This is a genomic window from Runella aurantiaca (assembly GCF_003339505.1).
Taxonomy (GTDB): Bacteria; Bacteroidota; Bacteroidia; order Cytophagales; family Spirosomataceae; genus Runella; species Runella aurantiaca.
Map to the genome: position 1 here is coordinate 166,872 of NZ_QPIW01000002.1, position 23,616 is coordinate 190,487.

Consider the following 23,616-nt stretch of genomic DNA (forward strand, 5'->3'; position numbering starts at 1 on the left):
GTTTAACCAACAACGGATAACCATTAATCCCGGATTGACGGGAAGTAAGTATAAATGAATTCAACCGCGAAAAAACAGGAAACCGCCGTATTAGTTGCCATCACTACCCAACGCCAAACTGCTGAACAAACCCAGGAATACCTGCAAGAGTTGGCATTTTTGGCTTCTACTTTGGGGGTAGAGACGGTCAAGACCTTTACGCAAAAACTCGAATATTCAGATAATCGCACCTTTGTCGGGAAAGGCCGTCTCGAAGACATCAAAACCTTTGTGACCGCCAACCCGGTAGACATGATTATCTTTGACGATGAGCTTATTCCTTCACAGGTTCGTAACCTCGAAGCCGAATTTAAAGACATAAAAGTCCTCGACCGTAGCTTATTGATTCTGGATATTTTTGCCATGCGAGCCCAAACCGCTCAGGCAAAAACTCAGGTGGAATTGGCGCAGTATCAATACATGTATCCACGACTGACCCGGATGTGGTCGCACTTAAGCCGTCAGAAAGGTGGTGTCGGGATGCGTGGTCCAGGGGAAAAAGAGCTTGAAACTGACCGACGAATTGTGCAGGACCGCATCGCATTCCTGAAAGAAAAACTCGAAAAAATTGATAAGCAGAGCGTTACTCGCCGCAAAGAGCGTAACCGCTTGGTGCGTGTAGCACTGGTGGGCTATACCAACGTGGGCAAATCTACGCTCATGCGTCGCTTGGCCAAAACGGATGTATTTGCCGAAAACAAACTCTTTGCCACCGTCGATTCTACGGTGCGTAAAGTAGTGCTTGAGAATATCCCTTTCCTGTTGACCGACACGGTAGGGTTTATCCGTAAACTACCCACGAAACTCATTGAGTCGTTTAAATCGACCCTCGATGAAGTGCGTGAGGCCGATATTTTGTTGCACGTGGTAGATATATCACACCCGTCGTTTGAGGAGCAAATCGAAGTGGTAAATCAGACCTTGGCCGAAATCGGGGCAGGGGATAAATCGACGGTGATGGTGTTTAATAAAATTGATGCGTACCATCCCAAAAAAGAGGCTTTTGACGAAGTAGTAGAAACCGAAGAAGGCGAAATCGTAGTGGAGCAAACCAAGGAAATGGTGCTTGAAAAGCTCAAAAAGAGTTATTACAATGCTTCGGCGGAGCACGTGGTGTTTATCTCAGCCCAAAACAGCGAGAATTTGGGCGAACTGCGAACCAAACTATTTGAGTTGATAAAGCAAAAACACTACGTTATTTATCCAAATTGGCTTAATGTGCCCTTCACAGACGTTGATTTTGCCGAATAGTTTTCAGACATTTGCCGAAAATCAGACTCCGTAGTTCAACGGATAGCACGGAACGCCGCCCGATAATCGTTTCCTAAACACTTGATATGGGCGGCTGTGATTTTTGAAATAGACTCCGTAGTTCAACGGATAGTGCGGAACGCCGCCCGATAATCGTTTCTTAAACGCTTGATATGGGCGGCTGTGATTTTTGAAATAGACTCCGTAGTTCAACGGATAGTGCGGAACGCCGCCCGATAATCGTTTCCTAAACGCTTGATATGGGCGGCTGTGATTTTTGAAATAGACTCCGTAGTTCAACGGATAGTGCGGAACGCCGCCCGATAATCGTTTCCTAAACGCTTGATATGGGCGGCTGTGATTTTTGAAATAGACTCCGTAGTTCAACGGATAGAATAAGCGTTTCCTAAACGCTTGATATGGGTTCGATTCCCGTCGGAGTCACTAATTTTTCTTCAAAGCGTTTTCTAAACGCTTTCCATGGTCGGGGTGTCGGGGTCTACCTGAGTCGCCTACTGCTTTGATTCTCGCTAGAAGCTGCTTAGTTTTTTCAAAATTATCCCAAAATGCTCAATATCTCGGAGGGGCTTCTACCTTCGATTCGTGTTAAAGTTACTAACTTTTTTCAAAGTGGTTCTCAATCGCTTGCTACGCCAGAGGCGGCAACTTCCGATTTATCACCTTCGGTCGGACAATAAAATTCTTCTCAAATAGGCTATCATACTCTAGGGGCAAACGGATAAATTATCCTCTCTATCAGATATTTAAACTGTCTAATACACAATACTTTTTGCAAAATTCTTACGGATAAAACAGCATAAAAAATGTAATTTTTAGAAGAAGAAGCCCCAAATTATATAATTGGTTAACTGGAATAATACTGAACGCTAAGTATTGTTGATTTACAGTGTTAAAGTCCAATTAAAAATTTTTATATCAATATAAAAAAGGATATTATTTATAGTAGATTTGTAATCACTATTGTTTTTTTGTCTATGTAATGACTAATTTTGTCTATGGAATGGATGATTTTATCTACCTAAACCTTTATGCTTTGAAATGATAAGTTGCCCATAATCTATAGTCGTTCCTCTCTAAAGCCTAACTTGAAAAACCTATCTTTATGATTACTGAAAAACCTATGAACGAGTTTCCTGTAATGGATACAGGAGACGGTATTGTATTATTCCATCCAAATATTCCTGCTAAAGCGGCCTTAAATGTGACCGAAGTTCTGAATACTCGATGGATTGGGCAAGGGCCTAGGGTAGAAGAATTTGAAAACCGCTTTGAAGAAAAATTCACGACTCCCTGCAAGAGTTTAGCGGTGGGGTCAGGCACCGATGCCCTGCATTTATCGTATCTGCTTGCTGGTTTGCAGGCCGGTGATGAGGTGATTGCACCAGTTTTTACCTGTACTGCTACCAACATCCCGTTTCTTTATATGGGGATAAAAATTGTCTTTGCTGATATTGACGAAAACCTCAATATTGACGTCAAACACGTAGCGCGTCTTATTACGCCAAAAACCAAAGCCATTGTTTGTGTGCATTATGGCGGTTTGCCGTGCGATATGGACGAACTTTGGGCATTGGGAGCTAAACACAATATTGCCATCATCGAAGACGCCGCCCATGCCGTGGGGGCAAAATACAAAGGCGAGTACATCGGTAGTCAAAGCGATTTTACGATGTTTTCGTTTCAGGCCATCAAGCACATTACAACGGGCGATGGTGGCATGTTGGTGGTGAAAGACAAGTCATTGGTAGAAAAAGCCAAACGTTTGCGTTGGTTCGGCATTGACCGCAGCAGCAAACAAAAAGGGATTTGGGAAAACGACATCGTGGAGGTGGGCTACAAATACCAAATGACCGATATTGCTGCGAGCCTCGGATTGGCGTCGTTGGATGAGTTTGATGAGCATTTGGCGCACCGGCAAAAATTATACCGCCTGTATTGTGATTTATTGAAAGATATCAAAGGAATACGGGTAATTGGAAGTGAATACACCGACCGTGAGCACGCCGCTTGGTTGTTGACCGCCGAGGTTGACGACCGTGAAAATCTGGTAAAATACCTTCGTGAACATGGAATAGAATCTGGTCAGGTACATTATCGCAATGATAAATATAGCATTTTTGGAGGCCGAACCCCAGGCCAATTTCCCAAAATGGATGCGATTGAAGACCGCTATTTGGTGCTGCCTCTCCACGCCAAAGTGACTGAAGACGACGTTGAATATATCGCCTATATTCTCCGAAAAGGACGGTAAAGAATGTTATGGATTTCACGTATAAAAAAGTGCCCTTGGCGTATTCTCCTGTTTTTTCAATACTTATTCCCTCTTGGAATAACCTCGATTACCTCAAATGTGCAGTAAATAGTATCAGAAAAAACAGCCGATATAAGCACCAAATTATTGTGCATGTCAACGAAGGAAAAGATGGTTCTGAAGACTGGGTTTTAGCGCAGGGAGACATTGGCTATACCAAAAGCAGTCAGAACGCTGGAGTATGCTACGGCTTCAATGCAGCGTCTCATTTGGCCGTAGCTGATTATCTGGTTTTTATTGACGACGATATGTACTTATGTCCCGATTGGGATTTCTTTCTGTTGGAAGAAGTAAAAAAGCAGAAAGACGACAAATGGTGCATCAGCGGAACCATGATTGAAGGCTTTGATAAAGGAAATGCCTGCGTGATTGGTGATAAAAACTACGGCACACATCCGTCGGAATTTGATGAAGCAAAATTTTTGTCGGAATACGCCAGCTATCCGAAAGAAGACTGGAACGGCAGCCAATGGTATCCGATGGTCTTGCCAACGTTTGTGTACCGGGCCGTGGGGGGCTTGAGCGTCGAGTTTTTTCCGGGAATGTACAGCGACCCCGATTTTATGATAAAATTGTGGCATTATGGCGTCCGTTTTTACAAAGGAATCGGTAAAAGCCGGGTGTACCATTTTGCAAGTAGAAGCACGGGGCGGGTCAAACGCAACGATGGCCGAACCGAGTTTATCTTAAAATGGGGCTTGAGTAGCAATACATTTTTTAAAAATTACCTCAAAATTGGGCCCAAGTTTTTAGGGACACTGCCCGAGCCTGAGGAGACTTTTACGCTTAAATTTAAAAAACAAATTGATCGATGGAAGGTTAAATTCAAAGCCCGTCCTATTGATATTTCCCGATAATTATGTCCAATTATAAAGAGCAAATCAAGCATGTGCCGCATTCCAAAGGCAATGCATTGGAGTTTATACACCGTTATCTTGCTGAGCACGACGTACGCGATAAGCGAGTGGTAGATGTATCTGCGGGTTCGGGATATGTAGCAAATCTGTGGCATAATGCAGGGGCGAAGGTCAAGCCTTTTGACAAGCATCCTGATATTCTCAAGAGCGATTCGTTGATTTGTTCATCTATTGATTTGGACAAAACATTGCCTATCGAGTCAAATTCTGCCGATTATGTGTTGTTGATGGAAACCATCGAGCACATTCCCAATCAGACTTTTCTGTTGCAAGAACTCGCCCGTATTCTAAAACCCAACGGATTGTTGATTATTACAAAACCTAACAATAGCAGTCTGAGTGGGCGCATGGCCAACCTTTTAGTGGAAGCCGAGCGGAGCGACATGTTTTTGTCGAACGAAGCTGAAGTCATTGGTTACGATGATGCGCACCTTTACAACGGCCGAGTATACCTCTGCAATGTACAGCGGTTGCGGTCCATGGCGGGTTTGGCGGGTTTGCGTTTTCAGAAAGTCTACCCCAATCAATTAAGTGTCAGCTCGTTGGTTTGGTATTTATTTTTGGGTTTATTCCTGCATTTACGCTCGTTTTTGACATCGCAAAAACTGTCTCGTAAGACGGCTGATGCGCAGGAAAAGAAGATTCTTCGAGAGCAACACTTGCTCAATACCAATCAAACGGTGCTGCTGCACAAGCATTTGTGTATTACTTTCAGAAAAGAGTAAACGCGCATTCCATAACCCCTCAAACCCCTGATTTCAGGAGCTTGAGGGGTTTGTGTTTTATACTAACTAAAAGTAAGTGGTCGGGGTGGTAGAACCAGCCAAGGCCTTTAGAATATTCTCGAAAGCATTTTTTGGATTGTTGCGATTTAGGAATGAACTAAGCGGGGCATGGGCCGCAGCATAATGTCCAAATCCACATGGTTTTCATCAGAAGCAATTTCTGCCTGCAAACGTAAATTCTGAACAATCGCAATCATGGTATTGTCTTCTTGGGCCTGTTCACTAAAACTCAGTTGGCTGTATTTCTTTTGTCGGTTAGGCTCCCAAAAGAACAATTCGGTCTTGGCATCATAAATACCGATGGCAACTCCTCGGCGGTGGCGGGAGAGCTTCTTTAGGGCGTCTTCGGCCTCGGCACGGGTGTTAAACGTAAGATGCTGATGGTGCTTTTTGAGCGTATATAAAACTGAAAAACGGTTCATGTCAGTGGAAATTTTAAATGAAGTGTACAACAACTAACAGTGAGTTGTTTGAAGTAGGATGCCTGTTTTGAAGGCGGTTTTTAGTTGAATGAATGAGCGCTCAGCGAGCCTTAAATATTAATTAAAATGAGAATCAACGCCTAATGGCAAAGCTGAGAAGATTGGATAAAACTTAGAGATGTATCTGCCCCTGATTAGTGCTTTAGTGGATGATTTGCCGTTCTATCAAAAGATGGGCAAAAGAGGTAGATATGTACAAAAGAAAGATTTGCTTACTAAATTACAAGTAGGTTTGTATTACAAATATAAAAGAAATGTTTTGTTATCCAAGTGTATAGACATTTTTTTTGGATAAAAAGTTTCTTTCGATGCATTTATGATAAACTCTTTCAATATGATTATTTGAAGAATGATTTGTTTTTTTGGTTTTCAAAATACGCTCTACAAACAAAATCCCCAACGTATTTGGCGTAGGGGATTTTGTTTCTTTGTTCAATAAAATCGCCCTATCGTCGGGCTTTCTACAATCTTCTTTCGGACTTCGAGGGCATTGATTGCTCCCTGTTTGGTATAAATAACTTTGCCGCCAGGCTCAATGATGAGGGTATAAGGCAAGGCTCCTTGCCATTTTGGGTCGACGATTTCGATAAACTGATACACGTCCATGCCGTCCAAAATATAATTGACGTTGGAGGCTTGTTTGGCTTTGAGGAATTTTAGGGCTTTTTCGCGTTGGGCGGGCTTGTCGGTGGTGATGCTCACAAACTCAAAATCGCGCCCTCGGTACATTCGGTTCATGGTCACAAACTCAGGAAATTCTACCACGCAAGGCCCGCACCACGTGGCCCAAACGTTGATGACGCGGAGCTTGTCGGTGTCGTTTTTTAATAGTTTGCGTAGTCCGTCGGGGTTGATGGTTTCGAGTTTTACTTCTTCTTTGGCCCATTCGGCTTTGCCCCGCTCAATCCAATCCGATTTTTCTTTCCATTTGATGGAGCAGCCAAATGATTTGGTTTTGGGGACTGCCACGGGCTTTCCTGCGAGTAAGGCTTCCACGGCGTCGCGGGCATTATTAACCTTGGGTGTTTCGGTGGGTTTCTCAACGTCGTCAAAACGACCCGTGTATTGTAGCTTACGATTTTGGTCAAAAATGAAAACGTGAGGAGTAGCCACGGCGCCGTATGCCAATGACGTAATCTGCGTAGCACCGTCGTAGAGGTAAGGGAAATTATATTTTTTGTCTTTGTACCGAATCTTCATCTCTTCAAATGTATCGCTCAAATCGGTGTAGCCCAGCTCATCCAAACGCACCGCCGACGGGTCGTTGGTAGAGATAGCTACCACTTTTATGCCTTGGGCTTTGTAATCACTGGTGAGGCGAATAATGCGGTCTTCGTAGGCTTGAGCGGTAGGGCAATGATTGCAAGTAAAAACAACAACCAGTACTTTCGCCTTGCTGAAACTCGCCAAACTGTACGTTTTTCCGTCGGTGCCTGGGAGCTTAAAATCGGGAGCTTGCGCGCCAATCTCCAGCGTTTTGGGGTCGATGGCGTAAGAACTCAGCGTAAACCATACAACTGATAAAAGAAAGATGAACGTCGTTTTCATTGCTTTTTTGGGTTTACTGATTGATTTACAAAATTGGCTCATTGCTTAAGATAGAAGTTAGGCGCAGGAGGTATAATGTTAGATTGACTTACCTTAAATTTTACAACAGACCTCTTACTTCGGCACTATTCGTCAACGATTAATCATCAATGGATTGGTAAATCATTTGCCGAAACAGATTATTGAGATTATCACTGCTACTTTGGGTTTGTTTCATAATCACACCGATGATTTTTTCTTTGGGGTCGGCAAAATAGTTGGTGTTGAAGTACCCGCCCCATTCAAAGGTGCCTTCGCTGCCTTTAGCTCCTTTTTCGGCCCCTGCTTTGTTTAGCAAACCAAACGCCAATCCGTAAGAAGAGTTGGCTTTGTCGCCGCCCAACAGTTCGCCTACCTGATTGCTGAGAATGGTTTCGATGGTTTTACGACTTAAAAAACGTTTGCCACTTACTTCGCCACCGTTGAGATACATCAACAAAAAAGTTGCGTAATCTTTGGCGGTACTCGATAACCCTGCCCCGCCCGAAAAGAAGGCCTTGGCACCTTTTACGGGGTATTCGGTGTCATAAAAAGTGTTTGGATAACGCACCCATTGGCCGTTTTGGGGTTTTTGAATAACCACTAAGCGAGACGCCTTGGCTTCTGGTAAATAAAAATAAGTGTCATTCATGCCCAACGGGTCAAACAATCTTTTGCGCAAAAACTCATCAAAAGGCATTCCCGACATGATTTCGATAAAATACCCCAACACGTCTAAACCTTCCGAATAAACGTATTTTTCGCCGGGGTGATGGTGCAAAGGCAGTTTTGCGAGCTTCTTGATGTTGTCGCCGATTTTGACGGGTTGGGTCGTAAACAAATCTACGATACCTGCTTTATGATACATGGCCTTGAACCGCTCATCGCCGTCAATGACGCCGTAGCCAAGTCCAGAGGTGTGGGTCAGCAAATGACGAACCGTGATTTCAGACTTGACGGGTTCGGTGGTGTAGGTGCTATCCAAAAACTTAAAATTTTTCAGCACCGTTTGATTCTTAAATTCAGGAATATATTTGGAAATCGGGTCGTCCAATTGAAATTTCCCTTCTTCCCAGAGCATCATCACGGCCGTAGAAGTGATGGCTTTGGTCATAGAAGCGATGCGAAAAATATCGTCGCGCTTAAGCGCACGGTTGGATTCATTGTCGGCCATGCCGAAGGCTTTATGGTAAACAATCTTGCCGTTGCGAACCACAATCGCGGCTACGCCTGGCACCGTTCCTTGCGTGACGGCATTTTGCAAAATACCATCCATACGGCTGAGGCGCTCGGAGGAGATACCCACGGTTTCGGGGGCGGCATCGCCCAAGGCGGGCGAGTTTTTGATGGATTTAGTTTGAGCAGTGGCCTGTGCAAAGCCAATAAAAAGAAATGGAAAAAAGAGTAAAGGGGACTTCATAGTGAATACTGAATAGGTACAACACTATCAAGTAATTACGGGTCAAATTTTACTGATTATGTGGATAAAAGTAGGGATAGTGTGGATAACTATGCAAAACAAAAGAGGCGTGAATTACGCGCCTCTTTTGTAGAATGGTAGGGGCAGGGCTTGCCTCTGCCCAATAGATAGATTAATACTTAGCGGGCTGTCCCGGTTTAGGTAAAGATTGTTTGATAAACTGACGAATGTCTTCGTTGCCCGTTTGAAGGTCTTCCTTGCGGAGGTACATCATGTGGCCGCTGCGGTAGCCTTTCCAGCTCATGCGGTCTTTGAGTTTGCCGCTTGGGTCCATTTGCCACATATTGTACTTGGCGTTGAAGTAATCGCAAGCCCCGTCATAATAGCCCGATTGTACCATTACGTGCAGGTATGGGTTTTGAGCCATGGCCTGACGCAGGTTTTCGGCCGATTGGTCGCCGCTACGATCCCACGGATTCACGGGGCCAAACATGTAGTATTTCATGTCCGTTTTGTAATTCAACTCATTGCGTAAATAGATGTTGATGGCGGGCGTGAAGGAATGTAGCCACGACGTCAGCTCTGAATTAAAATCTGGTCTATCGCCTACATCTTGTCGGTCGATTCCTTTATACCGTGAGTCCAACCGGCCAACGGTAAATCCTTTGTCGCGCAATAGTTCTTTCCAGAAATAACTCGTGGGTACGTCAAAATTACTCTGTAAAATTACTTTTTCGGAAATGCCCGAATACCGCGCCATTTTGGCGGCAATCTCTTTTCGTTTGGCATCTTCCAAAAATCCGCCTTTGCTAATGGCTGGTAGCAACTCATTGATGGTGAAGTTTTCTACTTCTGGCAGCATGTCGGTCAAATCTTTTTGCTGCAAATCAGGACTCAATGCTTTGTGGTACCAAGCGGTAGCGGCATAATACGGTAGTCGCAGCGCGGATTCTGACACTTCGCCGCGTTCGATGCCGAGCGTGGTAGGAGAGACCAGAATCACCCCATTGAGGTACATCCATTGCGAGCTTTGGAGTTCGAGTGCTAATCCAGATACGCGCGTGGTGCCGTAGCTTTCGCCGATGAGGTATTTGGGTGATGCCCAGCGGTTATTGCGGGTTACGAAAGTCCCAATCCATTCGGCGAGGTACTTAATGTCAGCACGAACGCCAAAGAATTTTGAACCGGGAACATCCTTGCTCGTAGGCCGTGAATAACCAGTGTTGACGGGGTTTACAAATACAATATCCGCCACATCCAAAATAGAATAAGGATTTTCTTTGATGCCGTAAGGTTGGACGGGGTAACCTTCATCGTCGATGTTGAGCAATCTCGGGCCAGTGTAGGCAATGTGCATCCAAACGGCCGCCGAACCGGGGCCACCATTGAATGAAATGACCAAAGGCCGCGTGGTGCGGTCTTTGACGTCAGACCTTTCGTAGAAAGTATAAAACAAACCCGCAATGGCTTTGCCGTCTTCGTCCCACACGGGCATGGTGCCGGTGGTGGCTCGGTAAGGAATCTTTTGGCCTTTGATGGTCGTTTCGTGGTCAGTGGCCACGAAAGAATCTGGGTTGAACGTAAGGTTGTTGGATGATTTTTCTTCTTTGGCAGGGGCTGCGGCTGGAGCATTGGTGGGAGCCGGGGCCGAAGGGCGTTGTTGAGCGTTAGTAAGAATACAGCTACACGATAAAACAATGGCAAGGAGCAACGGGTTTTTCATACAGGAATTTAGTTTTGAAGTGAATTTTTCGGGGGAAATAAGGTGTTATGAAATGGAACGGTTTGGACTTAGCGCATTAGTGATGCAATAATACGAACATTTATCATTTTCTTCTTTTATGCAAGTACACGACGTATTGATTATAGGCGCAGGACCGTGCGGATTGGCCGTGGGAATTGAAGCCGCCAAAGCAGGGTTGAGCCATCTCATTTTAGAAAAAGGTAGCATTACGGAGTCGATCAGGCGCTACCCCAAACGGATGCGGTTTTTCTCAACCGCCGAAAATATTGAAATTGGAGGGATTCCCTTTCCTATTTCTGAAGTAAAAGCCAACCGCAGTGAAGCGTTACAATATTACCGTAAGGTCGCGGGTTATTATCACCTGAATTTTAAACTTTTTACGGAAGTTACTCAGGTCGTAAAACAAGACGATTTGTTTGAAGTGCAAACTGTAAAGGGCGAAACCTATCACGCTCGTAAAGTAATTATTGCGACTGGTTATTTTGATTTTCCGCGTCATTTGGGAATTCCTGGGGAAAATTTGCCGCATGTTACTCCTTATTATGACGAACCTTTCTTATATTCGTTCTCCAAAGTTGTTATTGTGGGCGCGGCCAATTCGGCGGTGGAAGCGGCCCTAGAATTGTACCGTCACGATGTCGACGTCACGATTGTACATCGAGGGGAGGATTTTCGCCCAACGGTCAAATATTGGCTCGTGCCGGACGTAAAAAATCGGGTACGGGAAGGTAAAATAAAAACGCGGTTCAACAGCCTCACCACAGCCATTGAGCCCAAGCGCGTTCAAATCGAAAATGTGGAGACGGGAGAATCCGAATGGATTGATGCTGATTTTGTGTTGATGTTGATTGGTTATGTTCCAGATGGCGCCTTGCTTCAACGTTGTGGTATAGAACTAACCCAGCCGAGTATGGTGCCCGTTTATGACCCTGAAACGTTTGAAACCAATGTGGCGGGTCTTTATTTATGCGGTACGGTGGTGGCAGGAATCCATACCGAAAAAGTATTCATTGAGAATGGCAGAGAACATGCAGCGGCGATTATTGACCACATTGCGGGACGTAAAATCCGTCAGGTAAAAGAATTAATTGAAAGAATATAAGTGAAGTTTATTTGTTTGCAACAACACCCCTATTAGTCAGTAACAGGAAAAGCCGGATACTCATCCGGCTTTTCCTGTTATAATCGTTGTTATATTTTATCCTAGAAAGTTTTCTACCAGTTCTTCCGCTTTCGTTAGAGCAGCTTCAAGGTTATCGTTAACCAAAATTACGTCAAAACGGTCTTGAAATGACATTTCAAATTTTACTTTAAAGAGCCGCTTAGAAAGGCTGTCTTCGGTTTCGGTGCCGCGCATCATGAGGCGCTCCTTGATTGCTTCTTCGCTGGGGGCTTTTACAAAAATGGCAAGGGCACGTTCACCAAAGTATTCTTTGAGTTTGAGTCCTCCTTTTACATCCACGTCAAAAATTACGTGTTTTCCTGCGGCCCACAAACGTTCAATTTCTGATTTTAAGGTTCCGTAATAGCCACCGGGATACACTTCTTCCCATTCCACAAACTCATTGTTATCAATGCGTTGTTTAAAATCATCGGGTGTAAGAAAGTAATAATCTTTTCCGTGTACTTCATTCCTACCACGGCGGTCGCGGGTGCAGGCCGAAATCGAAAAACCCAAGTTGTTGTACTTTGAGAGTAAGTGTCGTACGATGGTCGTTTTACCAGAACCAGACGGGGCAGAGAAGATGATGAGCTTTCCTTCCAAAACTTAGGCGGTGATGTTTAATTTTGCTTTGATTGCCTGTACGAGATTATCGGGGCAGAGTCGTTTATCGACCTTCGCCTGAAGGGATTCTTTCACGCACTTTTCGAGGTGGTACATTTTGATGCAGTGAAGGCAATCATCCATGTTTTCCCTGAAGTGTTCCTTCTCGGCTTCTGAAGCTTCTCCATCCAAAACAGCCTGAATTTTTTTCAGACACTCTGCGTGGTGTTCGCAGTACTGTTTTTGAGGCTTCCTCGTTTCATTGTTCTCACTAGCGGAGGCTGACGAATGCATATCCAATAACATTGCAAAGGTTCAATTTTTTCTTTGAATCTTACTATTAAGTTGTCTTTACTTAGAATGAATTTTCATCAAAAAAAGTTCAAAGACATAGCTTGAAAAAATTGGATATTACTCAATGCCGTCCTTAAATCAATCCTCATCGGTGTCGTATCCCATTGAGGAAGCGTACACTTTGAGCTTGTCTTTAAGGAGATTCCGTGCGCGGTGTAAACGAGAACGAACAGTGCCAATCGGAATATCCAGAATCTTAGCCATTTCTTCGTACGTAAATCCTTCAATGTCGCAAAGGATAATGACGGTACGAAAATCGACGGGCAATGAGTTGAGCGCGGTGGCTACTTCATCGCCAATCATGTCTTGAACAGTTTCGACGCGTAAGTCGGTAGTGTGATCGACTTCGGCAGCTTCTTCCGAGTTGTAGGTTGTTTCTACTTCTTGGTAATCTACCTTCGACGGCTCTTTGCTCCGCTTACGATAATCGTTAATAAAACTGTTTTTCAGGATTCTGAACAACCACGCTTTTGCATTAGTTCCCCGCTCAAAGGAAGAAATAAAACGGAAAGCTTTTAAATAGGTATCCTGGACGAGATCGTTGGCGTCATCTTCGTCCATTGTTAGCCTAAAGGCAAAGTTATACATGGAGTTTATGTGGGGCATAAACTCACGATTGAATATATCGTTCTTCTCAGCGTCATTGTAAGACGTTTCTGAGGAGGCTAGGGGTATTTCTTCGATTTCTTCTGACATAATGACTGACATGGCTGCCGTAAATTTACGAATTTTAGCAAACGACCCACCTTCCGCGCAACTCTTCTTTCACCAATCAACAAAAACCCCTCATGAAAGGTTATTTTTTTAGGATTAGCTGTAGAACAACTTGCCCATAATTAGCTGATATAATATACGACAAAAATTATTCCAACGAAAATAAATAATTCAATTTTTAGACAAAATGTCAGAAGTGGGGAGGTATTTTCTCCTAACGGGAAAAAAGCTGCGTGAGCAAAATAGTCAGGGTAGTAAATAAAATACTGCAAACTATCTTTAAAAGGGTGTAAGGCAGTAAGCTGAGGCTACCTGCTTCTACAAAGAACAAAAGTAGGTGGTGAACCGAAACCAGTATGAGGGTATAAGACAAAAAGGCAGGCAGGCCAATCCCCTTCAATGAAAGCTCCAGGCGCCCTTCTGAGAGTTTTTGAGCAAACTGATAGCGAATGATTATCGGGCGTAGATAGGCCACAAAAACGGCAGTGGCCGCATGGAGGCCGAGGGTATTATCAAACGAATCAACGGCTACACCAGTTGCAAAACCGATGAGTAGCAGGCCCGTTAGGTTAATTTCTTGGGGTAAAAACAGGATTGCGCCTACGTAAATAAAACAAAATGCATAGTCAAACAATACCAAGTGGCGGGCTACAAATATATGTAGCAGCACGTACACTAACCATCTTAAGGCACTGCGGACTATTTCGTTTGGATTCATTTACGTTTATTAATAAGGCTTTCCTGAAGGGATTGTTGTTGTTCTGAAAGCTTGTTATCTACCAAATATACATAGGAGACTTTGGAGAAGTCAGTCGCTAGTTGTAAGTCAATCTCAAAAAATGCTTGGTCGGGAGCCACTTTAAAGCTTTTGACATATCCTACGGGTACGCCAGGCGGAAATACGGCGTTGTAGTCAGAGGTGACGGCGGTATCTCGTTTACTGATGGGTTTATAGCGTGAAATATCCTTCAACTGGATGATGGAAGGATTACTGTTGTTTTCCCATTCTGCATTCCCATTTTCACCGCTTCGCAGGAGTTTTGTTGAAATCATGTATTGCGAATGCAAAATGGACGTAATGACCGAAAAGTGTTCGTTACAAGATTTTACTTTTCCTACAATGCCCGTCGATGAAATTACCCCCATACCTACTTTGACTCCGTCGGCGTAACCTTTGTCGATGGTCAGGTAATTGTCGGCGCGGTGGGTGCTGTTGTCGATTACTTTGGCAATCGTTACAAACTTATACCGGGAAGCAAAGGCTGAATCGGCTTTATAGCCCACGGGAGCATTGCTGGGATTGAGTTGTTGCATTGCCGTTACGCGTTCATTCAAGCGTCGGTTTTCTTCGGCCAATGCTTCGTTTACTTGCCTGAGGTTGGTGTATTCTCGTAGGGTGTTTGAAGCTTCTAACGCCCTTGCATTTAGCGAGTTAGCGGTGTTGAAGTATTCTACACTCCAATAGTTATTGTTATTGACGAGCAACCAAAAACTAAACACCTCAAGCAAAACAAAGAGGATAAAGTTTCGATTACGGGCAATAAACTCAAAGAGTTGGAGCATTGTTTACGCAGGAGTGAGAATGTAGAAGCGAGGAGTGAGAATGGAAAAAACTCACCGCAGCAGCGGCCGCTCCTCACTCCTCGCTCCTAACTTCTATTGAATTAATACCGACTTATACAATTCTAGGTTTTTCAGGATTTCACCCGTACCCTTCACAACTGCCTTGAGGGGGTCGTCGGCAACGTGGATTGGCAGCTTTGTTTTAGTGGCCAATCGTTTGTCGAGGCCGTGCAAAAGCGCACCGCCGCCGGTCAGGTGAATACCATTGGTGTAAATATCGGCTGAAAGTTCCGGAGGGGAAATTTCAAGGGCTTTCATCACGGCTTCTTCGATTTTGGAAATCGACTTATCCAACGCATACGCAATTTCGCTGTAAGTAACTTTGATTTCTTTCGGAATACCAGTCATCAAATCGCGGCCCCGAATTTCAAAGTCAGCAGGAGGATTATCCAGTTCGGGTAAGGCCGAACCTACTTCAATTTTGATTTGTTCCGCCGAACGCTCACCAATCAACAGGTTGTGTTCACGGCGCATATAATCAACAATGTCTTTGGTGAAAACATCGCCAGCAATGCGAATGGATTGCTCACACACAATACCTGAAAGGGCAATAACGGCAATTTCGGTTGTTCCACCGCCAATATCCACAATCATGGTACCGTTGGGCTGTGTAATATCGATACCGATACCAATTGACGCCGCAATGGGTTCATGCACCATATAAACTTCCTTCGCGCCTGCGTGTTCTGCCGAGTCTTTTACGGCTCGTTTTTCTACTTCTGTAATACCCGATGGAATACAAATGACCATTCGGTGTGAAGGCGTGAAGAAGCGATTGTTGGGCGTAATCATCTTGATCATCCCACGAATCATTAATTCCGCAGCGGTAAAGTCGGCAATAACACCGTCTTTTAACGGGCGTATGGTTTTTATATTTTCATTGGTCTTTTCGTGCATTTGCATTGCTTTGTGACCAATCGCCAACACCTTCCCGTTATTCTTGTCCAAAGCAATGATAGATGGCTCATCCACAACGATTTTGTCTTTGTGAATAATCAGCGTGTTCGCTGTTCCTAAATCTATTGCAATCTCGCTCGTTAAAAAATCAAATAATGCCATGTTGTTTGCTTTCGCAGATTGACTAAAATTTAATGAGCCGCAAAATTAAAGTATTTTATCGGCTTTTTGACAGAATACAAAGCAAGTATTTTTTTGATTAAAGCCTTGAAAATGAGTCGAAGGTTTTGCACCCTTTTACAAAATACGCCCAAATGATGCTCTTAGAAGAGATTGGGAGTGTTTGATGGCCTTTTGTTTGGGCGATTTTCTGCTGAATTCGACGGCGTTTTTGGGGAAGTTCACCCAAAATCCACCTATAAAATGCAAAATGAGCTCTTACAATGGCCCATATATCTTGCCATTGACCATGCGGCAAATAACGAATTGACGAAACCCCATCTAAAATAAGCCTCAAAAAGAGGATAAACCAGATACGATTGGCTGGCAAATTCTTATAAAGCATGGCCAAGCTGTTGCGATAATTGAGGAAGGTCTTGAAAGGGCTCGAAGGAGGAAGGGTGCCGCCACCTACGTGATAAACCACCGATTGCGGACAGCAATATACGTGATAGCCTGCCGAATGTAGCCGCCAACAAAGGTCAATTTCTTCCATGTGGGCAAAAAAATCCTCGTCAAATCCGCCCATTTCATGAAAAAGCTTGGACCGAATCGCCAAAGCCGCGCCCGACGCCCAGAAGATAGGGACAGTGGTGTCGTACTGGCCCGTGTCGGTCTCGTTGTGGTAAAATATACGGCCGCGACAGTACGTGTACCCCAGCCAGTCGATATAGCCTCCTGCGGCCCCTGCGTACTCAAATTGCGTTTTGTCATGATGGGCCAAGAGTTTGGGTTGGCAGGCCGCAATTTGAGGATTTTGGTCTAGCAGATTGACGAGGGGAGTGAGCCAGTGAGGTGTGACTTCAACATCAGAATTGAGAAGGACATAATACTCAGCAGAGATGTTTTTCAGAGCGCGATTGTAGCCGCCTGCATATCCGTAGTTTTTGGGTAAAATAACCGTTTTTACGGTCGGAAAATTTTGTTCAACCCAACCCACCGAACCATCGGTAGAGGCGCTGTCGGCAACATAAATTGCGGCGGATTCGGTATATTTAACAACAGACGGGAGAAACTTCTCCAAGAAGTTTCTCCCGTTATAATTAAGAATGACGAGGGCTACTTTGTCGATTGGCATTTACTTCATAAACTTACTCAAATCCAATCCCGGGATATTGGGCAAAACGCCTTCCGTAGATTGCTGAATGTGAACTTTGATTTGGTCCTCGATATTTTCTAAAGCCCGATTAATAGCCGCAGTAATCAAATCCTGCAACATTTCGCGGTCTTCTGGCTTCATCAAATCGGGGTCGATGGTAAGGCTTACGACTTGTTTGCGCCCGTTGACCGTTGCTTTTACGAGACCTGCGCCCGTTTCGGCCGACTCGGTCAATTGCCCAAGACCTTCTTGGGCCTCTTTCATTTTGGCTTGGAATTCTTTGACTTTTCCAAGCATTCCCATCATATCTCCAAACATAACTTTTGGGGGCTAAAACGTGTATTTTTTAGGGCGCAAAGATATATAAAAATAACAGCAGGCAATCAATTGTGTACAAAGATACAACGATTGATTGCCTGCTGTTGGGATGTTATTAATAAGAATTATTTCTCGTCTTCTTTCTGCTCAGGCTTATCAAGCACATACTGACTTTCGGCCTGACTGTCGCGGGCGGCTGCCTGAGGGGCATTGTCCTGAGCGTATTTTTCATAGTTCAGTTCTTTCTCCTCAACGGCAGTAGTGACTGGCTCCAGAACGGCTTCGGCGTTTTTCTCCACCGTAATCTTAACCGCGTCAACGGCGGCTTGCGTACGGAGGTAGTACATTCCCGTTTTGAGTCCTTTTTTCCACGCATAAAAGTGCATGGAAGTCAGTTTGCCGTAGTTGGCATTGTCCATGAAAATATTGAGCGACTGCGACTGGCAGATGTAAGCACCTCGGTCGGCGGCCATATCTACGATGGTCTTTTGTTTGATTTCCCAAGCTGTTTTATACAGTTCTTTGAGGTTGGTAGGTACTTCTTCAATTTTCTGTACCGAACCGTTGTGGGCCATGAGTTTGTTTTTCATGGAATCGTTCCACAAACCTTCTTTTACGAGGTCTTTCAAAAGGTATTTGTTGACAACGATAAATTCTCCCGACAATACCCGACGAACGTAAAGATTGGAAGTAAATGGCTCAAAACACTCGTTGTTGCCCAAGATTTGGCTGGTCGAAGCCGTTGGCATCGGAGCCAAAAGCAGAGAGTTGCGTACGCCAAATTTAACCACTTCTTTACGCAATTTGTCCCAATTCCAGCGTCCGCTTTTTGGCGTGACATTCCACATATCAAATTGGAAAATACCCTGTGAAATCGGCGAACCTTTCCATGTTTCGTAAGGCCCCTGCGTTTTGGCCAATTCCATGGAGGCGACTAGGGCACCGTGATAGATGGTTTCGTGAATGTCTTCGTTGAGGCGACGTGCTTCTTCTGATTCGAAAGGCATGCGCATCATCAAAAATGCATCAGCAAGACCCTGAATACCAATACCGATAGGGCGGTGGCGCTTGTTGCTACGCTCGGCTTCCGGCACTGGATAGTAGTTGAGGTCAATGATTTTATTGAGGTTTTTCGTCACTACTTTTGTAATGTCGAACAACTTCTCGTGGTTAAAATGCAAAAATCCGTCTTCTCCTTGTTCCACAAATTTTGGCAACGAGATAGAGGCAAGGTTACAGACCGCCACTTCGTCGGGAGAGGTATATTCCATGATTTCGGTACACAAGTTCGACGACTTAATGGTACCCAAATTCTTCTGGTTTGACTTACGGTTGGCGTGGTCTTTGTAAAGCATGTATGGTGTTCCCGTTTCGATTTGGGACTCCATAATGGCAAACCACAAATCCTGCGCTTTGATGGTTTTGCGGGCTTTACCTTCACGTTCGTATTTTTCGTACAATTGCTCAAATTCGTCGCCGTAAGTATCTGCCAATCCTGGGCACTCATGCGGACAAAGCAACGACCATGTATCATTGGCTTCGACGCGCTTCATGAACAAGTCAGGAATCCACATGGCATAGAACAAATCGCGGGCGCGCAGTTCTTCTTTTCCGTGGTTTCTTTTCAGGTCCAAAAACTCAAAAATATCGGCGTGCCAAGGCTCCAAATAAATGGCAAAAGAACCTTTGCGTTTTCCGCCTCCTTGGTCTACATAACGAGCCGTATCATTGAACACCCGGAGCATCGGCACAATACCGTTTGAAGTACCGTTGGTGCCTTTGATGTAGCTTCCCGTAGCGCGGATATTGTGAATGCTCAACCCAATACCACCTGCCGATTGTGAAATCAACGCGCATTGTTTGAGGGTATCGTAAATGCCATCAATGCTGTCGTCTTTCATGGTAAGTAAGAAGCAGCTCGACATTTGGGGCTTAGGAGTACCTGCGTTGAACAGGGTCGGGGTGGCGTGCGTAAACCAACGTTCCGAAAGGAGGTTGTAGGTTTCAATGACGGAGTCAATATCCTCCAAGTGAATCCCTACCGCCACGCGCATGAGCATGTGTTGGGGCCGTTCGGCAATCTTGCCGTTCACTTTCAACAAGTATGATTTTTCGAGGGTTTTGTACCCAAAATAATCGTAACCATAGTCGCGGTCGTAGATGATGGTTGAATCCAGTAAGGCGGCATGTTTACGAATAATATCGTGTGCTTCTTTTGAAATAAGCGATGCGTTTTCTCCCGTTTTTGGGTCTGTGTACGTGTAAAGCTGCTTCATGGTCGCCGAAAATGATTTCAGCGTGTTTTTGTGAAGGTTTGAAATAGCAATACGGGCTGCCAGAATAGCGTAATCGGGGTGTTTAGTGGTCATAGAAGCGGCCGTTTCGGCGGCTAAAACATCCAACTGTGCGGTTGTGACGCCATCAAAAATGCCTCCTACTACTTTCTTGGCTACTTCAATCGGCTGAACATAAAGTGCGTCTAAGCCGTAGCACAATTTTTCGATGCGAGAGGTGATTTTGTCAAACTTGACCGATTCCCGGCGGCCATCACGTTTTATAACATACATAGACTTAAGAAATTATATGGGGTTAGCGATACCTTAGTTTGTGTTCTTTCTGAAAAATATAGTGCTTATTCGAGGGAGGCGATAGTTGTTTCCCACATTTCTCAAAACGTTAGGTAAAGTCTGCGAAAATACGAATCTTTCCCGGCTCTCCACAACTCGACTTATCTCGTAGGCCGAGGAGAAATTTGAAAAATATAATCGTTATGTCACATTAAGAAATCGTTAACAAATTTGCTATTAGCGGGTTACGCTAAGCGCGGGGACTTGAGGTTCGTTGAATATTTATACGAAAAATTTTTCGAATATTTTTACCCCAAACTTTTCAATCAAGAATCTGATAAATGGAAGAATTGTTTACAATTGTAAACAAAGATTTTGTCCCTTCAAAATTTTCAGGCTACTTTTTTTGAAATAGTTATCAAGCGGTATCTGTTAAAAATCATATTCAATATCCATATCGCCATATTGGGAGTATTTCTCCTTTTTTAAATTCATTTTTTTCTTTGGGGAGCTCCAAAAATCCTTGATTATCAATAAGATTTGCGAAATCGCCAGAGCCGTGACCCGTTAGGGGACGAGCCATCAACGTTGCTCCTTCCTGAAACAATTGTACCTGGAGGAAGTAGGTAAGGGGTGAATTATATACGTAATCGTCACTTAGTGCAGCATAGATATTATCCATTGCCGGAATCCCCAATGACTTGCGTAGCCACGGAATAAAATACCGACGAGCGCAGACAAAAGAAGAGACGGGGTTGCCAGGCAGAGCAAAAACGACGTTGTTGTTTTTGCGGCCAAACCAAAACGGTTTGCCGGGCTGTTGGCTGAGTTTATGAAAATATTTTTCGACCCCTTCGGTTTGCAGTGCTTTAGGAATAAAGTCCTTTTTGCCCTGCGACACTCCCCCGCACAAAATCAGCACGTCGTACTGGGTAAGGGCGTTTTGGATGGCCTGTTGGGTAGCCGACAAATCGTCGGGAATATGAACAAAATCAACGTTGATGCGGTAGTCTTTCAAAAGGGTGGCTATGCAATGCACGTTTGAACTGCGAATTTGGTGGGGCAGGGGTATTTGCTCTACCGCAACCAGTTCGTCTCCCGAAGTAATAATGACCACCGAAGGCAACTTTTTGACCGGAACATGGACCGCCCCGACGCTGGCGGCAATCGCGATTTCGGGTGGACCCAAAAGCGTGTGAGGTTGGATAATAGCAGTGCCCGCTCGGCGGTCTTCGCCTTGATAATGCACGTTTTGTCCTTCTCTAACGTCAGCGTTGAGATGAACAATGCCGTCTTTAATGGTAAAATCTTCGTACCGAATCACTAAGTCGGTGTTGATGGGCAACATTGCACCCGTCATTACCTCAATGCAAGCGTTGGAGTCCGAAAGTGTATGCTGTGTTTCGCCAGCGGTTTGGGTGCTTTCAATTAGGAAAGTCCGTTGCCCATTGGCATAACTTTGCCATTGAATAGCAATACCGTCCATCGTGACGCGGTCAAACGGCGGAAAGTCGCGGTCGGCTACGAGCGGCTCTGCCAACACCCGCTGGTGAGCGTCGGTAAAGGGCACGTATTCCGTACCGTAATCAATGCTGTTTTCTAAAATGATGCGGGTGGCTTCCGTAACGGTGGTTAATTCCATAAAATCAGTCTCTTTCGTGAATGGGGGTTGTGCGTAGGCGCAAAGCCGCGCCAGTACGGTCGGAGAAAACGGCCCGGATTTCGGCGACAATGGACAGGGCAATTTCTTCGGGCGAAATGGCACCTATGTCCAAACCGACAGGGGCGTGGATGCGTTCCATATCGGTTTCTGAAATCTCAATTCCTTCTTGGGCCAGTTCGTCAAATATCTTTTCAGAACGTACGCGTGGCCCCAGCATTCCGACGTACGCGGCGGCCGTTTTCAGGACTTTGGGTAAATTGTATTTATCGGTTTTGAAATCATGCGACATCAAAATGATGGCAGTATGCTCATCGATGAGAATCGAATCAAACTCGGCAGGAGTAACAATGGCATCGGCCACGGAACTGAGCTTCTGCATGATTTTCTGCGGATTGGCCACCACCGTGGCCCGCCACCCGATTTCTTTGACCAGTCGTGCCAACGGCAGCACGTCGTATTGGTGCCCCATCAAAACAAGGTGAACTTCGGGAGGGAGAATTTCAATGAATATTTCTATTTCTCGTCCGTCGGTAAGGCTAAAGGTAGCGGGTCGTGAGCGGCCTTTTTGAGCAAAATTATGAATCGTTTTTTCAATGGTTTGCTGTAAGTCATTGTTCCCAAACACATTCAGGCTTGCTGGCCCAGTATAGCGAACCATGGTTCCCGCGCGCAAATCATTGTATTCATCCTCCAAACCAATGATGGTCAGTAAAATATGCGTTTGACGGCGTTCGGCCATGCAGCTTTTCAGGATTTCAACGGGATTGTTGGGGTTTCCGATTTCTAAAGGCGAAAGCAGTACGTCGATGACGCCATTGCAGCCCAATCCCACGCCGATTTGGTGTTGGTCGTCTTCGGTGGTATCGTAGGTGACCAAACTCGGCCGAGATTTGGCCATGGCCAGCCGGGCGCGTTTGAGGGCGTCGCCCTCCAAACAGCCGCCGCTGATACCGCCCACCCACACGCCATCGTCCATGACCAGCATTCGTGCGCCCGTGCGGCGGTAAGAAGAGCCTTCAACGCGCACCACGGTTGCGATGGCCGCTTTGGTTTTTTTAGGATTTAAGTGATCGTAGGCGTTAATGATTGCTTTCAGCTCTTTCATGCTTTTGTATAAATCTATCTTGTCAGATTCACAACAAAAATAGTTTTTTCGTTCCTTTCAGCAATGACCTCCGTTAGTATTGGTCAAATTCGTTCCCGATATTTGCGCTCAAAAGCATATTCTTTCAAACATGAAATCAATCGTTGTGTATTGTGGTTCCAACGCGGGCAAGCGTCCCGAATATCTCCAATTGGCTGCGGAAGTAGGTCTGGCCATGGCCAAACGGGGCATTAATTTAGTGTACGGCGGCGGCAACCTCGGCCTGATGCGGGCCGTGGCCGACGGCACGTTGGCGGGTGGCGCACAGGTAACGGGCATTATTCCTAATTTTTTGGCAGAATTGGAAGTAGCCCACCAAACGCTGACCGAAATTCATTTTGTGGATACCATGCACGAGCGCAAAGCCAAGATGGTGTCGTTGTCGGATGGCGTTATTAATTTGCCGGGGGGCTACGGAACCCTCGACGAAATGTTTGAGATTTTGGCCTGGGCTCAGTTAAAAATTTTTCATGGGCCGGTAGGCGTCCTTAATTACAACGGTTTTTACAACAACTTGTTGGCGCACCTAGAGGTGATGGTAGAAGAAGGTTTTCTTAAACCTGAAAACCGCGATTTACTGATTGTGGCCGACAATATTGAGGATTTATTGGATAAAATGCAGGCCTTTGTGCGCAAAGAAAGTAAGTTGGAGCTGAAGAATATTCAGCGGGAGAAGTGAGGAGACAGAAGTGAGAATCCAGTAGCGAGGAGTGACGG

23 protein-coding genes and 1 tRNA gene are annotated in these 23,616 nt (G+C 45.0%); 8 read left to right on the forward strand and 16 right to left on the reverse strand.

Translation table 11 applies throughout. The annotated features are described in order from the left end of the window. The first annotated feature begins 54 nt into the window (after positions 1–54). The gene (gene hflX / locus DVG78_RS03885; protein WP_114459758.1) at positions 55–1,290 is read left to right on the forward strand and encodes a GTPase HflX; all 1,236 of its coding nucleotides are present in this window, start codon (positions 55–57) and stop codon (positions 1,288–1,290) included. A 21-nt stretch (positions 1,291–1,311) separates the two neighbouring features. Here the strand turns inward: hflX and DVG78_RS29875 are convergent, their stop codons facing one another. Next, on the reverse strand, positions 1,312–1,677 hold the full coding sequence (locus DVG78_RS29875) for a hypothetical protein (RefSeq protein WP_147276991.1): 366 nt from the start codon (positions 1,675–1,677) through the stop codon (positions 1,312–1,314). Between DVG78_RS29875 and DVG78_RS03890 the strand changes: the two genes are divergently transcribed. The 5 genes from DVG78_RS03890 to DVG78_RS03905 all read left to right on the forward strand — a co-directional run bounded on the left by DVG78_RS03890 (position 1,663) and on the right by DVG78_RS03905 (position 5,264). Further along, positions 1,663–1,734 (forward strand) — tRNA-Arg (locus tag DVG78_RS03890). The genes DVG78_RS29875 and DVG78_RS03890 overlap by 15 nt on opposite strands. A 122-nt stretch (positions 1,735–1,856) precedes the next feature. Beyond that, complete coding sequence (locus DVG78_RS30505; protein WP_262511868.1) at positions 1,857–1,988, forward strand: hypothetical protein; 132 nt, start codon at positions 1,857–1,859, stop codon at positions 1,986–1,988. 443 nt (positions 1,989–2,431) lie between these two features. Beyond that, positions 2,432–3,562: a DegT/DnrJ/EryC1/StrS family aminotransferase gene (locus DVG78_RS03895; RefSeq protein WP_229598126.1), complete on the forward strand. Its 1,131-nt coding sequence runs from the start codon at positions 2,432–2,434 to the stop codon at positions 3,560–3,562. Between the two features lie 8 nt (positions 3,563–3,570). Further along, the gene (locus DVG78_RS03900) at positions 3,571–4,479 is read left to right on the forward strand and encodes a glycosyltransferase family 2 protein (RefSeq protein WP_114459760.1); all 909 of its coding nucleotides are present in this window, start codon (positions 3,571–3,573) and stop codon (positions 4,477–4,479) included. A 2-nt stretch (positions 4,480–4,481) separates the two neighbouring features. After that, positions 4,482–5,264: a class I SAM-dependent methyltransferase gene (locus DVG78_RS03905; protein WP_114459761.1), complete on the forward strand. Its 783-nt coding sequence runs from the start codon at positions 4,482–4,484 to the stop codon at positions 5,262–5,264. Positions 5,265–5,410: 146 nt separating this feature from the next. Here the strand turns inward: DVG78_RS03905 and DVG78_RS03910 are convergent, their stop codons facing one another. The 4 genes from DVG78_RS03910 to DVG78_RS03925 all read right to left on the reverse strand — a co-directional run bounded on the left by DVG78_RS03910 (position 5,411) and on the right by DVG78_RS03925 (position 10,515). After that, positions 5,411–5,746, reverse strand: a complete 336-nt coding sequence (locus tag DVG78_RS03910) for a hypothetical protein (protein WP_114459762.1) — start codon at positions 5,744–5,746, stop codon at positions 5,411–5,413. A gap of 492 nt (positions 5,747–6,238) precedes the next feature. After that, positions 6,239–7,354, reverse strand: coding sequence for a redoxin domain-containing protein (locus DVG78_RS03915; RefSeq protein WP_114459763.1), 1,116 nt, complete (start codon positions 7,352–7,354; stop codon positions 6,239–6,241). A gap of 139 nt (positions 7,355–7,493) precedes the next feature. Further along, on the reverse strand, positions 7,494–8,792 hold the full coding sequence (locus DVG78_RS03920) for a serine hydrolase domain-containing protein (protein WP_114459764.1): 1,299 nt from the start codon (positions 8,790–8,792) through the stop codon (positions 7,494–7,496). A gap of 172 nt (positions 8,793–8,964) precedes the next feature. After that, the gene (locus DVG78_RS03925; RefSeq protein WP_114459765.1) at positions 8,965–10,515 is read right to left on the reverse strand and encodes a S10 family peptidase; all 1,551 of its coding nucleotides are present in this window, start codon (positions 10,513–10,515) and stop codon (positions 8,965–8,967) included. A gap of 118 nt (positions 10,516–10,633) precedes the next feature. On the opposite strand from DVG78_RS03925, the gene DVG78_RS03930 reads away from it, so the two are divergent. Next, positions 10,634–11,638 (forward strand): YpdA family putative bacillithiol disulfide reductase, encoded by a 1,005-nt coding sequence (locus DVG78_RS03930; RefSeq protein ID WP_114459766.1) that lies wholly within the window; start codon positions 10,634–10,636, stop codon positions 11,636–11,638. Between the two features lie 96 nt (positions 11,639–11,734). Here the strand turns inward: DVG78_RS03930 and gmk are convergent, their stop codons facing one another. From gmk to DVG78_RS03985, 11 genes are all read right to left on the reverse strand, one after another. Further along, on the reverse strand, positions 11,735–12,301 hold the full coding sequence (gene gmk / locus DVG78_RS03935; protein ID WP_114459767.1) for a guanylate kinase: 567 nt from the start codon (positions 12,299–12,301) through the stop codon (positions 11,735–11,737). A gap of 3 nt (positions 12,302–12,304) precedes the next feature. Continuing rightward, the gene (locus DVG78_RS03940) at positions 12,305–12,595 is read right to left on the reverse strand and encodes a hypothetical protein (protein ID WP_229598127.1); all 291 of its coding nucleotides are present in this window, start codon (positions 12,593–12,595) and stop codon (positions 12,305–12,307) included. Positions 12,596–12,733: 138 nt separating this feature from the next. Further along, on the reverse strand, positions 12,734–13,363 hold the full coding sequence (locus DVG78_RS03945) for a sigma-70 family RNA polymerase sigma factor (RefSeq protein WP_114067598.1): 630 nt from the start codon (positions 13,361–13,363) through the stop codon (positions 12,734–12,736). A gap of 220 nt (positions 13,364–13,583) precedes the next feature. Next, positions 13,584–14,087 carry a hypothetical protein gene (locus DVG78_RS03950; protein ID WP_114459768.1) on the reverse strand — a complete coding sequence of 168 codons (504 nt, stop codon included), beginning with the start codon at positions 14,085–14,087 and terminating at the stop codon, positions 13,584–13,586. Then, positions 14,084–14,932, reverse strand: coding sequence for a rod shape-determining protein MreC (gene mreC, locus DVG78_RS03955; protein WP_114459769.1), 849 nt, complete (start codon positions 14,930–14,932; stop codon positions 14,084–14,086). The genes DVG78_RS03950 and mreC overlap by 4 nt, the downstream gene beginning before the upstream one ends. Positions 14,933–15,025: 93 nt before the next feature. Then, positions 15,026–16,051, reverse strand: a complete 1,026-nt coding sequence (locus DVG78_RS03960) for a rod shape-determining protein (protein ID WP_013926777.1) — start codon at positions 16,049–16,051, stop codon at positions 15,026–15,028. A 97-nt stretch (positions 16,052–16,148) separates the two neighbouring features. Beyond that, positions 16,149–17,186, reverse strand: a complete 1,038-nt coding sequence (locus DVG78_RS03965; RefSeq protein WP_114459770.1) for a glycosyltransferase family 2 protein — start codon at positions 17,184–17,186, stop codon at positions 16,149–16,151. Then, positions 17,187–17,525 (reverse strand): YbaB/EbfC family nucleoid-associated protein, encoded by a 339-nt coding sequence (locus tag DVG78_RS03970; RefSeq protein WP_114067594.1) that lies wholly within the window; start codon positions 17,523–17,525, stop codon positions 17,187–17,189. Positions 17,526–17,650: 125 nt separating this feature from the next. Beyond that, complete coding sequence (locus DVG78_RS03975) at positions 17,651–20,092, reverse strand: ribonucleoside-diphosphate reductase subunit alpha (protein ID WP_114459771.1); 2,442 nt, start codon at positions 20,090–20,092, stop codon at positions 17,651–17,653. 445 nt (positions 20,093–20,537) lie between these two features. Then, positions 20,538–21,734: a molybdopterin molybdotransferase MoeA gene (locus DVG78_RS03980; RefSeq protein WP_114459772.1), complete on the reverse strand. Its 1,197-nt coding sequence runs from the start codon at positions 21,732–21,734 to the stop codon at positions 20,538–20,540. Between the two features lie 4 nt (positions 21,735–21,738). After that, positions 21,739–22,860, reverse strand: coding sequence for an XdhC family protein (locus DVG78_RS03985; RefSeq protein WP_114459773.1), 1,122 nt, complete (start codon positions 22,858–22,860; stop codon positions 21,739–21,741). A gap of 130 nt (positions 22,861–22,990) precedes the next feature. Here DVG78_RS03985 and DVG78_RS03990 point away from each other — a divergent pair, with 130 nt between their 5' ends. Next, on the forward strand, positions 22,991–23,578 hold the full coding sequence (locus tag DVG78_RS03990; protein WP_114459774.1) for an LOG family protein: 588 nt from the start codon (positions 22,991–22,993) through the stop codon (positions 23,576–23,578). Positions 23,579–23,616: the final 38 nt, after the last annotated feature.

What these genes read in the sequence shown, in the direction of transcription:
- hflX (WP_114459758.1), top strand. Translation starts at nt 55, where the DNA reads ATGAATTCAACCGCGAAAAAACAGGAAACCGCCGTATTAGTTGCCATC.
- DVG78_RS30505 (WP_262511868.1), top strand. Translation starts at nt 1,857, where the DNA reads ATGCTCAATATCTCGGAGGGGCTTCTACCTTCGATTCGTGTTAAAGTT.
- DVG78_RS03895 (WP_229598126.1), top strand. Translation starts at nt 2,432, where the DNA reads ATGAACGAGTTTCCTGTAATGGATACAGGAGACGGTATTGTATTATTC.
- DVG78_RS03900 (WP_114459760.1), top strand. Translation starts at nt 3,571, where the DNA reads ATGGATTTCACGTATAAAAAAGTGCCCTTGGCGTATTCTCCTGTTTTT.
- DVG78_RS03905 (WP_114459761.1), top strand. Translation starts at nt 4,482, where the DNA reads ATGTCCAATTATAAAGAGCAAATCAAGCATGTGCCGCATTCCAAAGGC.
- DVG78_RS03910 (WP_114459762.1), bottom strand. Translation starts at nt 5,746, where the DNA reads ATGAACCGTTTTTCAGTTTTATATACGCTCAAAAAGCACCATCAGCAT.
- DVG78_RS03915 (WP_114459763.1), bottom strand. Translation starts at nt 7,354, where the DNA reads ATGAAAACGACGTTCATCTTTCTTTTATCAGTTGTATGGTTTACGCTG.
- DVG78_RS03920 (WP_114459764.1), bottom strand. Translation starts at nt 8,792, where the DNA reads ATGAAGTCCCCTTTACTCTTTTTTCCATTTCTTTTTATTGGCTTTGCA.
- DVG78_RS03925 (WP_114459765.1), bottom strand. Translation starts at nt 10,515, where the DNA reads ATGAAAAACCCGTTGCTCCTTGCCATTGTTTTATCGTGTAGCTGTATT.
- DVG78_RS03930 (WP_114459766.1), top strand. Translation starts at nt 10,634, where the DNA reads ATGCAAGTACACGACGTATTGATTATAGGCGCAGGACCGTGCGGATTG.
- DVG78_RS03940 (WP_229598127.1), bottom strand. Translation starts at nt 12,595, where the DNA reads ATGCATTCGTCAGCCTCCGCTAGTGAGAACAATGAAACGAGGAAGCCT.
- DVG78_RS03945 (WP_114067598.1), bottom strand. Translation starts at nt 13,363, where the DNA reads ATGTCAGTCATTATGTCAGAAGAAATCGAAGAAATACCCCTAGCCTCC.
- DVG78_RS03950 (WP_114459768.1), bottom strand. Translation starts at nt 14,087, where the DNA reads ATGAATCCAAACGAAATAGTCCGCAGTGCCTTAAGATGGTTAGTGTAC.
- mreC (WP_114459769.1), bottom strand. Translation starts at nt 14,932, where the DNA reads ATGCTCCAACTCTTTGAGTTTATTGCCCGTAATCGAAACTTTATCCTC.
- DVG78_RS03960 (WP_013926777.1), bottom strand. Translation starts at nt 16,051, where the DNA reads ATGGCATTATTTGATTTTTTAACGAGCGAGATTGCAATAGATTTAGGA.
- DVG78_RS03965 (WP_114459770.1), bottom strand. Translation starts at nt 17,186, where the DNA reads ATGCCAATCGACAAAGTAGCCCTCGTCATTCTTAATTATAACGGGAGA.
- DVG78_RS03970 (WP_114067594.1), bottom strand. Translation starts at nt 17,525, where the DNA reads ATGTTTGGAGATATGATGGGAATGCTTGGAAAAGTCAAAGAATTCCAA.
- DVG78_RS03975 (WP_114459771.1), bottom strand. Translation starts at nt 20,092, where the DNA reads ATGTATGTTATAAAACGTGATGGCCGCCGGGAATCGGTCAAGTTTGAC.
- DVG78_RS03980 (WP_114459772.1), bottom strand. Translation starts at nt 21,734, where the DNA reads ATGGAATTAACCACCGTTACGGAAGCCACCCGCATCATTTTAGAAAAC.
- DVG78_RS03985 (WP_114459773.1), bottom strand. Translation starts at nt 22,860, where the DNA reads ATGAAAGAGCTGAAAGCAATCATTAACGCCTACGATCACTTAAATCCT.
- DVG78_RS03990 (WP_114459774.1), top strand. Translation starts at nt 22,991, where the DNA reads ATGAAATCAATCGTTGTGTATTGTGGTTCCAACGCGGGCAAGCGTCCC.